8 protein-coding genes and 1 pseudogene are annotated in these 12,753 nt (G+C 38.1%); 5 read left to right on the plus strand and 4 right to left on the minus strand.

Features of this window, described 5'->3' with window-relative positions:
• Positions 1–13: 13 nt before the first annotated feature.
• Together QF044_RS14445 and QF044_RS14450 are read right to left on the minus strand one after the other, a co-directional pair.
• Positions 14–1,492, minus strand: a complete 1,479-nt coding sequence (locus QF044_RS14445; RefSeq protein WP_307268639.1) for a trehalase family glycosidase — start codon at positions 1,490–1,492, stop codon at positions 14–16.
• Positions 1,492–2,724: a sugar MFS transporter gene (locus tag QF044_RS14450; RefSeq protein ID WP_307268642.1), complete on the minus strand. Its 1,233-nt coding sequence runs from the start codon at positions 2,722–2,724 to the stop codon at positions 1,492–1,494. The genes QF044_RS14445 and QF044_RS14450 overlap by 1 nt, the downstream gene beginning before the upstream one ends.
• Positions 2,725–2,848: 124 nt before the next feature.
• Here QF044_RS14450 and QF044_RS14455 point away from each other — a divergent pair, with 124 nt between their 5' ends.
• Positions 2,849–3,754 carry an AraC family transcriptional regulator gene (locus QF044_RS14455; RefSeq protein WP_307268643.1) on the plus strand — a complete coding sequence of 302 codons (906 nt, stop codon included), beginning with the start codon at positions 2,849–2,851 and terminating at the stop codon, positions 3,752–3,754.
• A 109-nt stretch (positions 3,755–3,863) separates the two neighbouring features.
• Here the strand turns inward: QF044_RS14455 and QF044_RS14460 are convergent, their stop codons facing one another.
• Positions 3,864–4,421, minus strand: coding sequence for a thioredoxin family protein (locus QF044_RS14460; protein WP_307272040.1), 558 nt, complete (start codon positions 4,419–4,421; stop codon positions 3,864–3,866).
• A 153-nt stretch (positions 4,422–4,574) separates the two neighbouring features.
• On the opposite strand from QF044_RS14460, the gene QF044_RS14465 reads away from it, so the two are divergent.
• The 4 genes and pseudogenes from QF044_RS14465 (at position 4,575) to QF044_RS14485 (ending at position 11,586) form a co-directional block, all read left to right on the plus strand.
• Positions 4,575–5,171 (plus strand): TetR/AcrR family transcriptional regulator, encoded by a 597-nt coding sequence (locus QF044_RS14465; RefSeq protein WP_307268645.1) that lies wholly within the window; start codon positions 4,575–4,577, stop codon positions 5,169–5,171.
• A 354-nt stretch (positions 5,172–5,525) separates the two neighbouring features.
• A pseudogene (locus QF044_RS14475) lies at positions 5,526–6,687 on the plus strand (efflux RND transporter periplasmic adaptor subunit).
• A gap of 40 nt (positions 6,688–6,727) precedes the next feature.
• Positions 6,728–9,907: an efflux RND transporter permease subunit gene (locus tag QF044_RS14480; RefSeq protein WP_307268652.1), complete on the plus strand. Its 3,180-nt coding sequence runs from the start codon at positions 6,728–6,730 to the stop codon at positions 9,905–9,907.
• A gap of 266 nt (positions 9,908–10,173) precedes the next feature.
• Positions 10,174–11,586 (plus strand): efflux transporter outer membrane subunit, encoded by a 1,413-nt coding sequence (locus QF044_RS14485; protein WP_307268655.1) that lies wholly within the window; start codon positions 10,174–10,176, stop codon positions 11,584–11,586.
• A 252-nt stretch (positions 11,587–11,838) separates the two neighbouring features.
• On the opposite strand, the gene miaA is transcribed toward QF044_RS14485, so the two are convergent.
• Positions 11,839–12,753, minus strand: a complete 915-nt coding sequence (gene miaA, locus QF044_RS14490) for a tRNA (adenosine(37)-N6)-dimethylallyltransferase MiaA (protein ID WP_307268657.1) — start codon at positions 12,751–12,753, stop codon at positions 11,839–11,841.

Consider the following 12,753-nt stretch of genomic DNA (forward strand, 5'->3'; position numbering starts at 1 on the left):
GATTTTTATATAGTTAGTTTTGTTTTAATTTGAGATAGACCCCATTTGTCCACCCGAATCCGTCCTGATTCGGATATTCTCCGCCTCCCGCAATTGTTTCAGTGTCTACCGCATTGTATTTTTCCATTAATTTTCCGGTGTTCTTATATACTCTTTCTACATTTTTGCACCAGTTATTTTTTATTTCCTCAGCCAGTTCATCATATCCATAATTCTTCATTGCTTTAAAACCCAACCACTGATAAGGAGCCCATGCATTCGGAAGATCCCACTGCTGCCCGCTATTTTTTGTGGTAGTAACAAGTCCCCCTTGATAAAGAAACTTTTCTGCAATATGTTTAGCAACGGATTCTGCCTGTTCTTTATCTGCCAATCCGAGGAATAAAGGGTAAAGAGCAGCAATATGTTCAGACGGTGTGTTTTTGTGTTTTTTTAAGTGATAATCTTTATAACATTCAGTGTTTTCATCCCAAAAGTAAGTGTTGATTATCTGTCTGCGTCTTGCTGCTCTTTGAGTAAAATAATTCTCTTTCTCTGTCAGTTCCTGAAGCGCTGAAGATTTTGCAAGTGTTTTTTCCAAATGCCATAAAAGGCTGTTCAGATCCACTTCCGCAAGGCTCAGAGTTTCTATCGTCTGTATATGTTCTCCGTCTGCAAACCATCTGCTGGAAAAATCCCAGCCGGATTCACAGGCACTTCTTATATTTCTGTAAAATTCATCATCCCCATTTTCGCTGTCTTCAATATCGATCAGGTAGCTTTCAGGGCGCGGTGTATTTTCAGTATCATAATAACGGTTCAGAATATCTCCGTCTTTAGTTTTTGCAACTCTTTTCACATTTGAATCATTCCCCAGCCCTTCTTCTCCATTCATCCAGAAAGTATATTCTTTCTCTAAAGTATCATGATATTGAATGTAAATATTTTCATCATCCGTGGTTTCAAAAAGCAGATCCAGCATCAGCGAAAAATAGGGTGGCTGGGAACGGCTAAGAAAGTGTGTTCTGCTTGCATTGGGAACAAATCCAACATTTTGAATCAGATAAGAACAGTTCTCTATAATGTTTTCCATCATTTCTGTTCTTCCGGAAACCTGAAGTCCAAGCATAATAAAATAGCTGTCCCAATAGAAAAATTCATTGAAACGGCCTCCCGGGACAACATACGGCTTCGGAAGCTTTAATAATGTTCCTTTTTCTTCATACGCCGTACGGGTCAGTTCATCCCAAAGTTTTTCAATATGCTGCTCAATCGGCAGATGATCTTCTCTTTGTATTAAAATTTTTGCTCCCAGAAAATCAAAATTGGCCATTACAAAATTTTTCAGATCAAATCCTTCATTCCTTTTCTCTTTTTCATATTCTGCATTGATTTCCGAAACAGGAAACAAGGGAACGGCATCGGTCATCATCTTTTGGTCTCCAAAGATCTGCGCTCTCTGTACCTCATCAAAAAGAGCCTGAATTTCATTGATGTAAAGCTGTTTATTCATTATGATTTCTTAGGATTTATTTTTAATTTATTCATGAAAATAGCTGAAATGATCAGTAGTGAAAGCGGGATCAGTGAAAGATAAAATGCCTGTTGTCCACTGAATTCCTGAAAAACAAAGCCGGTAATCATGGAACCTATTGTTCCTCCGATCGCAGAAAAAACCACGATAAGCCCGGACATTGCACTGTGCAAATATTTTGGAATGGATGCCAGAATCACAGAATTGATGCTTGGATAAATCGGTGCCAGCAAACCTCCCATTAGTGGAAACAAATACACAACAAGTGGAGCATTAAACCAACCTGTTCCTGCATCGATCTGGATATTGTGCGTTAAAGGCAGAACTAGGACAATACTTAATGCAAAACCAATCACACAGAAAGAAACCACATAGATCCAGCTGAATTTCTTTGAAAAATAGCCTGATAAGAACCTTCCCAGTGCAAAAGCTCCGGCCAAAACTGCTCCGGCCTGAATGCTCATAGAAGTGGGAAGCTTTAAAATTTCTTTATAAAAAGTAGGCGTCCAAGTCTGGAAACTCTGTTCTACTAAGACAAACAGGAAGGCGCATAAAAGGAAAAACAATACTTTTTTGTAACTGAATAAACTGATGCTGTTTTTTAAATCTCCCAGCAAATCAGTTTTCTCGCTTCTGGCTTCCTTTTCATTTAATTTTGAAAAGAATAAGAATAAAAATGATAATGCAGAAACAGCTCCCAAGACCCAGTATACATTGAGCCATTGGGTAGATTTCGGATTGTGATCATCAATAAACAGACTGAAAAGTACGTTTCCGGCCAATACACCAATCATAAAAAACCCTTCCAGAAAGCCCATGAAACTCGAATGTTCCTTATCTGTACTGGTTACCAGACCAATTGAGGTAAAAACGGAAATCTTTATAAGGGCAAATGAAACTCCTACAATAGTAAACAATAATTTGAAAAACCAGAAATCATTGGCAAAAGGCATTACAAAACACATACAGCTTACCAGAAAAAGAGCAATCAGCATTGAATTCTTGATTCCTATTTTGGGTAAAAATGATGCCAGAATAAAAGAACATATGGCAATCGGCAGATCTTTAAAACCTTCCAGCACACTTGCTGAAGATTTCGAGATTCCGAAGTTTTGCTGTACCTGCAAAATAACGGTTCCCACAGAATTCAGAAGAATTGCGAAAACGAAATAATTTAAAAACAATACAGCTTTAATGTTGAAATTTTTCATGGAGATCATTTCTTGTCGGCTAAGATAGAAGCATTTCGCTTAACATTAATTTAACACAATAAATCAATATTTGAACTATATTAATATAATTAGTATTTTTATTGGATAAATACGATTAATTTAGATGAAAGTCAGTTTTGAAAGAATAATTCCGGATGAAAAGAGTTCCTTCCGTACTCTGCACAACAATTCGCCGATCTCAGAATTCAAATGGGAATATCATTACCACCCTGAAATCGAGCTGGTCTGCGTTATTTCAGGGAATGGAACCCGTCACGTTGGCTATCATAAAAGCAACTATACGAACGGTGACCTGGTATTGATTGGTTCTAATATTCCGCATTCAGGGTTTGGTTTGCACTCAACAGATCCGCATGAAGAAATTGTACTTCAGTTCAGCGAGGAAATTCTTCAGTTTCCGGAACAGGAAGTTGAAGCCAGATCGATCAAAAATCTGTTGGAACTTTCTAAATACGGCATTCATTTTCATCATAAGATCAAAAAAATAATGCTTCCCAAACTTAAATTAATGCTGGAATCGGAAGGGTACAAAAGATATCTGCTGCTTCTGGAGATTTTGTTTGAACTCTCACAATGTAAAGATTATGATCTTCTGAACAAAGAAATTATGCCTTATACCATTATATCGAAAAATAAAATGAGGCTGGAAAACATCTTTACGTATGTAGAACATAACTACGATAAGGAAATCAATATTGAAGAGGTAGCAAAACTTGCCAATCTTACGCTGCCAGCTTTCTGTAACTTTTTCAAAAAAGCAACCCAGATTACCTTTACAGAATTTGTAAATCGGTACCGCATCAATAAAGCTTGTTTGCTGATGGCTCAGGATATGAGTATTTCAGAATGCAGCTACAGTTGCGGGTTTAATAATGTAACTTATTTTAACCGGATGTTTAAAAAATATACGGAAAAAACACCTTCTGAGTTCATAAAGAATTTCTCGCATAATAAAGTGAATGTGGATCTAAAAGTTGAAAAAGAGGTTACATTAAAGGCTAGCTTTTAAAAATTATCCTTGCTAAGGTTTTGAACCTGCCAAGGATAAAAAAAGCTGCTCTTAAAAAAGAACAGCTTATATATATATGACGGTTAAAAATATTCAACCGTTCATCGTATTATTTCCATTTGATATTACAACCCATACTTGGTTTCTGGATGTCTTCCTGTGGTTCACCCAAAAGAAGGTTTTCAAAAGCAATGATCAGATCTTCTCCGGTTACATCTTTATTGTTTCCCGGTCTTGAATCATCCATTTGTCCTCTGTAGATAAGATCCAATTTATCATCAAAGAAATAAAAATCTGGTGTACAGGCTGCATCATAAGCTTTAGCTATTGCCTGGCTTTCGTCATACAGATACGGGAAATCAAAATTTCTTTCGATTTGGAATTCTATCATTTTATCCGGAGCATCGGCCGGATATTTTTCTACGTTATTGGCATTGATCGCTATGAATTCAATTCCTTTCTCATTGTAGTCTTCGTATAATTCATTGATCTTGTCGATTACATGCAGAACGAATGGGCAATGGTTGCACATAAAGATCACCAGTGTTCCTTTCTCACCTTTCAGGTCGTCCAGAGATTGGATCTCATTAGTTTTGGAAGGGTTCGGAAGCTCAAAAAAAGGAGCTTTAGTTCCTAGAGCCAGCATATTGGATGGAGTATTCATAATCTTTATTTTCTTTGTGGACAAAGATAAAGTTTCTTTTAATATAAGCCAATTCAGGAATTTATAAACTTGCGTTAAATGTTAATTATCAAATATTATTTGGTTGATATATATAAAAGTTTGTAGTTTTGCTAACACTGTTAGTAAATAAATATCATGGGCCTACATGAACGTCGTCAAAGAGAGAAAGAATCCATCCGTGCAAATATTTTGCAGGCGGCTTTCGGTTTGGCTAAAACAGAGGGCTGGGCATCACTTTCGATGCGGAAGATTGCAGATGCCATTGAGTACAGTGCTCCTGTAGTCTATGATTATTTTGAAAACAAGGAAGCTATTTTATACGAAATTTCAATCAACGGTTTTCATTGTCTTCACATAGAATTACTAAAAGCTCAGCAAAAATTTGAAACTCCGGAAGAGCAGCTTATTGCTATAGTAGATGCTTACTGGGATTTTGCGTTTAAAAATAAAGAATACTACCAGCTGATGTTCGGTTTGGGAATGCAGTGTAGTGGTAAGGGCCAGATGAAAGAAGAATTTTCGTCATTCCAGGACCTGATCTATGAATGTACCTACAACATTATTAAAAAAAACGGATCTAATCCGGACAATGCGTGTCATATGTCTCACGCCTTATTTTCAGCGGTGCATGGTTTGATCTCTATTATGATGATGCGAAACACAGATATTCCTTCTACGATGAACAAAACGACTTTGGACGAAACAGTTTCAGCTTTCGTTAAGTCTTTGTAAATTTTTTTTAAACTAATAATTAACACCGTTAGGAAAAATACCATCTGATTTTCGATGTAAATTCAGTAAAAACTAAAAAATAACTATTAAAACTATATTACAATTGCAGGATGCTTTTACTATTAAGCTTAACACTGTTAGATAAATTAACACACAATTAATACACCTCATTCTATATACATATCAACATTAAAAAACGGACAGCTATTATGAAAATGACGATCTGACGCACCTATTAAAAATTCTGAAATTTTTTTTGAACTAATTATTAACACCGTTAGGAAAAATAACGGAATTTGTTAAAAGAACACTATTACTTAAATCTAACACTTCATTAAAAAAATTAAACCAACAATGAAAATACCTGGAAAAATAAGGTTTATCGTACTTATATCAAGTATTATCCTTCTACAGAACTGCACCAAAGCAGCAGAAGGTTCCAACGCAGCACCACCTGCCCCGGAACTGCCGGTTTACACCGTGATTTTCTTCTCCAGCCACCACATATCAGGAATTTCCAACCGCATTGGAAGGGAAAAATAACGTAGAGATCAGATCTCAGGTAGATGGTTACCTCGATAGGATCTATGTGGAAGAAGGCGCATACGTAAGAGCCGGACAGCCATTATTTAAAATAGATTCAAGAGCATATGGTGAGCAGGTGAACATGGCGCAGGCCAATCTTCAGGTTGCCAATGCCAATATTGAAAAAGCTAAAGTGGAAGTTGACAGACTTCAGCCCTTAGTAGCAGCCAAAGTGGTTTCTGATGTACAGCTTAAAACAGCCAAAGCCAATTATGCAGCCGCAGTTGCCGCCTCATCACAAGCCAGAGCTTCAGTAGGAAATGCAAGGATCAATGTAGGATTTACAACGATCACAGCACCGGTAAGCGGATACATCGGAAGAATTCCTTACAAAAAAGGAAGCCTGATCTCAAGAACAGATCCCAATCCTTTGACACTACTATCTGATATCAGCGAAATTTATGCATACTTCTCTTTAAGCGAGCTTGATTTCATTGCATTTCAAAATAAATATCCAGGTGCAAGCCTAGACGAAAAACTGAAGAATATGCCAATGGTAGACCTGATTATCGCAGACAACAGTACTTATCCTGAAAAAGGAAAAATGAGCATTGTGGACGGACAGTTTGATAAAACTACAGGTGCCATTAGTGTACGTGCGGTTTTTCCAAATGCACAGGGAACGCTTAGAACCGGAAATACGGGAAGAGTACGCCTGCCTCAGATGCTTTCCAATGCAGTAGTCATTCCACAGGAATCTACTTTTGAAATTCAGGACAAAACCTATGTATATATCTTAGGAAAAGACAACAAAGTAACCAGCAAACCAATCAAGATTTCAGGAAAAACCGAAAACTACTACTTTATTTCTGAAGGAATTTCTCCGGGAGAAAAAATCGTGTACACGGGAATTGGCGCTTTAAAGGATGGTGCATCCATCAAGCCGAAAGCGATTTCATCTGACAGCTTATTGAGAGCTAAACCTTTGTAATCTACTCCGAATACAGAAGACTTAAAAAAATAAACTTCTTATGTTAAAACAATTTATAGAAAGACCGGTACTTTCAACGGTCATCTCCATTATACTGCTATTGCTGGGAGCACTTTCGGTTTTCAATTTACCGATCACGCTGTTTCCAGACATCGCACCACCTAGTGTTCAGGTAACAGCGTTTTACCCTGGAGCGAATGCAGAAGTTGTCGCCCGTTCCGTTGCTGTTCCTATTGAAGAAGCGGTAAACGGTGTTGAGAACATGACCTACATGACCTCCAACTCAAGTAACGACGGATCAATGACCCTGAGCGTATTTTTCAAACAAGGCTCTGACCCGGATAATGCTGCAGTAAACGTTCAGAACCGTGTATCTAAAGCCATGAGCCAGCTTCCTCAAGAAGTAGTTCAGGCCGGAATCTCGACGCAGAAAGTACAAAACAGTATGATTATGTTCATGGGACTGTCAAGTGATGATCCAAAACAATATGATGAATTATTCCTTCAAAACTACCTTAAAATCAACGTAATTCCGCAGATACAGCGTATTCCGGGAGTTGCACAGGCTCAGGTTTTCGGAACAAGGGATTATTCCATGAGAATATGGTTAAAACCCGACAGGTTAGCAGCTAATAATCTTTCTCCACAGGAAGTGATGGCCGCCATCAAAGATCATAACCTTGAAGCTGCACCTGGACGTTTAGGACAGGGAAGTAAAGAAACTTACGAATATATTCTAAAGTATAAAGGTAAATTAAACAAGAACGAAGACTACGAAAACATTGCGATTAAAGCCAATAATGACGGTTCATTTTTAAGATTAAAAGATATAGCAAGAGTAGAATTCGGTTCCTATACGTATACAGCAGCCAACAGAGTAGACGGTAAGCCGGTAGCAGGTTTCGCTATTTTACAAACAGCAGGTTCCAATGCAAACGAAATTCTGACTGAAATTGAAAAACAGGTAGATCAGTTCTCCACTACCCTTCCAAAAGGAGTGAAGCCGATCATCATGTACAACTCCAAAGACTTCCTTGATGCTTCTATTCATCAGGTAGTTGAAACTTTGGTGATTGCATTTATCCTGGTATTTATTGTGGTGTATATCTTCCTTCAGGATTTTAGATCTACCTTAATTCCAGCGATTGCTGTTCCGGTTGCCATTATCGGTACCTTCTTCTTCCTGCAGCTGTTTGGATTCAGTATCAATATGCTGACGTTGTTTGCATTAGTACTCGCCATCGGTATTGTTGTGGATGATGCCATTGTCGTGGTAGAAGCCGTACATTCCAAAATGGAACAAACAGGAATGCCCGTAGAGCAGGCTACCACCAACTCTATGAGTGAAATTTCCGGAGCGATTATCTCAATTACATTGGTAATGTGTGCCGTGTTTATTCCGGTTGGTTTCATGCAGGGACCCGCGGGAGTTTTCTACAGACAATTTGCCTTCACATTGGTAATTGCCATCATGATTTCAGCAGTAAACGCATTAACATTGAGCCCGGCTTTATGTGCTTTATTCCTGAATGATCCTCAGGGAGAACATGGGGATCACGGTCACAAAAAAGGTTTTGGAGCAAAGTTTTTCAATGCATTCAATGTAGCCTTCAATAATATGACCAAAAAATACATCTACAGCCTTAAGTTTTTAATCAAAAACAAATGGGTTGCAGTTGGAGGTCTTGCGCTTATTATTGCATCAAGTGTATTCTTAATCAATAAAGCTCCTACCGGATTTATCCCAACGGAAGACCAGGGATTTGTTTTATACGCAGTCAATACGCCTCCGGGAAGTTCACTGGACAGAACCAACAAAGCTACTGAGCAGATTGATAAGATTGTAAATTCTGAAAAGGCAATGAATCACCTTTGGGTAGCGGATGGGATGAACTTTATCAGTAATGCCAATGCCTCTCCTTATTCTGCAGGTTTTATTAAGCTTAAAGATTATAAAGACCGTGGTGATATGAAAGATCCGGATCAGATTGCAGCAACATTGACGGGAAAGGTTGCACAGGTGAAAGATGCGAATGCATTCTTCTTCAACTTCCCTACTGTTCAAGGTTTTGGTAACGTTTCTGGTTTTGAATTTATGCTTCAGGATAAAACCAACGGTTCTTTTGAGCAATTAGGAACAACCACCCAGGCCTTCATCGGAGAACTGATGAAACGTCCGGAAATTGCATTTGCCTTTACAACTTATGCAGCGGGAAATCCACAATACACTATTGATGTAGATTCTGATAAGGCCAATCAACTTGGTGTTTCTGTCACAGAATTGATGCAGACCATGCAGATCTATTACGGAAGTAGCTTTGTTTCAGATTTCAACAGATTCGGAAAATATTACAGAGTAATGGCTCAGGCAGATATTCCTTACCGTACGGATGCCAATTCTCTGGAAGGAATTTATGTTAAAAATAAATCTGGCGAAATGGTTCCTGTAAAGACTTTGGTTACTTTAAAAAGAACTTTCGGACCTGAAACGGTAACCAGAAACAACCTTTTCAATGCAGTAACGATTAACGGAACGCCAAAACCAGGCTACAGTACCGGAGATGCCATTAAAGCAGTAGAAGAAGTAGCTCAGAAGTCACTGCCGAGAGGTTTCGGATATGAGTGGACAGGAATTACCCGTGAGGAAATCAAAACAGGCGGTCAGACAGCATTTGTCTTTCTTTTAAGTATACTGTTTGTCTATTTCTTACTCGCAGCTCAGTATGAAAGCTACATTCTTCCGTTTGCTGTTATTCTTACAGTTCCTACAGGGATTTTCGGGGTATTTGCTTTCACGGGATTAGCTGGAATTGATAATAATATTTATGTACAGGTAGGATTGATCATGCTGGTCGGATTGCTGGCGAAGAATGCAATCCTGATTGTAGAGTTTGCAGTTCAGCGAAGAAAGGCAGGAAGAACATTGATTGAATCTGCACTTCAGGCTTCAAGATTACGTCTGAGACCAATTCTGATGACCTCATTTGCCTTCATCATCGGTATGCTTCCGTTGGTTTGGACTCAGGGAGCTGCTGCAAAAGGTAACCATTCCATCGGGATCAGTACCGTAGGAGGAATGTTTACAGGAGTGGTATTCGGAATTTTCATTATTCCGGTAATGTATGTTATCTTCCAGTATCTGCATGAAAAAATGCCAAGCAGAAAAAAGAGAAGAGCACTAAAAAAACAGCAGGAAGAACTTTTGGCAACTGCTCATTAATAAATAAAATGATTTACAAAACTTTGAGAAACACTTTTAATCACAAAAGTCACAAAAATTTTTAAACACTTAAATTATTTGAAGTTTAACCTTCGAAAATAGAAGCCCATAAGTTTAAAGAATCAGAGGTTTTATGCATAAATAATACATCTGTGAAAATCCGTATAATCTGTGGTTAAAATAAAGCAAAGTACTCTCCTACTAAAGACATCTTTGCAACCGACATCTCAAAGTTTTGTATTCAATTAAAAGTTTATTTAAAAACTATGAAAAGAATAAAGAATATTTTTCTAACATTTATATTGGCTATGGCTGCGGCTTCATGCGTGTCTAAACTGGCATACACGGAGCCAGACCTCCAGCTTCCGGAAAAATTCCAGTACACCGCTACTGCTGATACAGCAAGCATCGCCAATCTGGAATGGAAACAGTTTTTCAGCGATCCTATTTTACAGGGACTGATTGAAAAAGGAATTAAAAATAACTATGATCTTCAGATTGCTTTGAAACAGGTAGCTTCATCACAGGAGAAACTGAAGCAAGCAAAATATCTTCAATATCCTGATGTAGGTTTCGCCGTTTCAGCGCAAATTTCAAAACCTTCAGAAAACAGCATGAACGGGAAAAGTTTAAATTCATTTTTAGGTCAGAATCATGTTGAAGATTATAATGCTGCCTTCAACCTTTCATGGGAAGCAGACATCTGGGGCAAGATCAAAAATCAGCAGGAAGTTTCAAGAATGCAGTATCTGCAAACTTACGAGGCAACAAAAGCAGTGCAGACACAGGTTGTAGCAGCTATTGCCCAGGGATATTACAATCTATTGATGCTTGATAAACAGATTCAGATTGCAAAATCAAACCTGGAATTAAGTACCAATACCCTTTCTATCACTGAAAAAATGTGGCAAAGTGGTGATACAACTTCTTTAGGTGTTCAGCAGGCAACTGCTCAGAAACAATCTACAGAACTTCTGATCACACAATTGGAACAAACTATTGCAATCCAGGAAAATGCTTTAAGCATTCTTGTGGGCGAAAATCCAACAAAGATCAGCAGAACGATTGAAATGTCGGATACTTCTTTACCACAGGATATTTCAGCAGGCCTTCCGGCAGCAATGGTGAGCCGTCGTCCGGATGTCCGTCAGCAAGAACTGGTTCTGTTGGAATCCAATTCAATGGTGGGAATTGCTCAGGCGAATATGTATCCTGCGTTGAAAATTACAGCCAACGGAGGGGTAAATTCATTCAAAATTGACAACTGGTTTCAGATTCCAGCTTCATTGTTCGGGTCTGTATTGGGAGGAATTACCCAGCCAATTTTCCAGAAAAGACAGTTGAAAACTGATCTTAATGTAGCTAAAATCCAAAGAGAGAAAAATGTACTGGCTTTCCGTCAGTCAGTTTTAAATGCAGTGGGTGAAGTTTCCGATGCCTTGGTCTCTAATGAAAGTTTAAAAGTTCAGGAACAGAAAGCAACAGAACAGGTAACAACCTTGAAAAACGGAATAAAAAGTGCCGAAATGCTTTACAAAGGCGGTATGGCCAATTATTTAGAAGTGATAACAGCTCAGGGAAATTCTCTGCAGGCTGAACTGAATCTTGCGTCTGTAAAAAGACAGAGACTGAGCAGCATTGTAGATCTTTACCGAGCTCTTGGTGGCGGTTGGAAGTAGTAAATTTAATTATATTGTTTTTAATGCGGTCTCTAATTCAGGGGCCGTATTTTTTATTCTCTTCTAATTTAACGATTTAAATGATTATGAATTGGCAATTGGAACCATTAAGAATAGGAAGAAATGAAGTTTTATTAAGAAATCAAATGGATTTATATGCATAAACTAAAAGCGAAGCTTCTTAATATTCTTAACACTTAAACCAATCTTAATGGTAAAAACATTTTGAAAAGTTTAGAATTTGGATCAGAATTATCCTTGTCCCTGTTCAGAGATCCACTGAAGCAGATCCTCAAAATCTTTCTGTGAATACCCCAATGGCAAATAATGAATATCATCCGCTTTTCTATACCACGTCAGCTGTCGTTTTGCATATCTCCGGCTGTTTTTCTTAATTTCAGAAACAGCAAAATCCAAATCCCATTCGCCATCGAAATATTTGAATAACTCCGCATAGCCAACTGTATTTAAAGCAGTTAGGCTCTTAAATTTCTCTAAACCTTTTGCTTCATCCAACAGACCCTTCTCCATCATGATATCTACCCGTCTGTTGATTCTGTCATACAGATCTTCTCTTGGAGCTTCAATTCCGATGCGGATCACGTTAAAATCTCTTGAATCCTGAGAAACAGCAATAAGTTCAGAATATTTTTTATCCGTTTGCCAGATTACGTCAATTGCCCGTAACAGTCTTCTGTGATTATGAAAATCCACTATTTCAAAATACTCAGGATCGAGCTCTTTCAATATTTCCTGAAGTTTTTCTATTCCTTCCTTATCAAAGACTTCCTGAAGCTTTTTCTGATTATCTTCATTAGCTTCCGGTAAATCATTCAGACCTTCAATCACTGCTTTTTCATACATCATACTTCCACCGACCAAAATGACGGTATCATGACTGACGAAAAGTTCATTGAGTTTTTTTAAAGCATCTTCTTCATACTGCCCGATAGAATAATATTCCTGAACTGAAAGATTCCCGATAAAATGATGAGGTGCCTCCGCCAGTTCTTCTGCGGAAGGTGAAGCAGTACCGATTTTCATTTCCCGAAAAAACTGACGCGAATCACAAGAAATAATCTCAGTATTGAAATGAGCCGCGAGATCAATAGCCAGTCTCGTTTTTCCAATTCCAGTGGGTCCTACTACAGAAATCAAATTTTTCAC

It is taken from the genome of Chryseobacterium sp. W4I1, assembly GCF_030816115.1.
In the GTDB taxonomy this organism is placed as follows: Bacteria; Bacteroidota; Bacteroidia; order Flavobacteriales; family Weeksellaceae; genus Chryseobacterium.

What these genes read in the sequence shown, in the direction of transcription:
- QF044_RS14455 (WP_307268643.1), top strand. Translation starts at nt 2,849, where the DNA reads ATGAAAGTCAGTTTTGAAAGAATAATTCCGGATGAAAAGAGTTCCTTC.
- QF044_RS14465 (WP_307268645.1), top strand. Translation starts at nt 4,575, where the DNA reads ATGGGCCTACATGAACGTCGTCAAAGAGAGAAAGAATCCATCCGTGCA.
- QF044_RS14450 (WP_307268642.1), bottom strand. Translation starts at nt 2,724, where the DNA reads ATGAAAAATTTCAACATTAAAGCTGTATTGTTTTTAAATTATTTCGTT.
- QF044_RS14445 (WP_307268639.1), bottom strand. Translation starts at nt 1,492, where the DNA reads ATGAATAAACAGCTTTACATCAATGAAATTCAGGCTCTTTTTGATGAG.
- QF044_RS14485 (WP_307268655.1), top strand. Translation starts at nt 10,174, where the DNA reads ATGAAAAGAATAAAGAATATTTTTCTAACATTTATATTGGCTATGGCT.
- QF044_RS14480 (WP_307268652.1), top strand. Translation starts at nt 6,728, where the DNA reads ATGTTAAAACAATTTATAGAAAGACCGGTACTTTCAACGGTCATCTCC.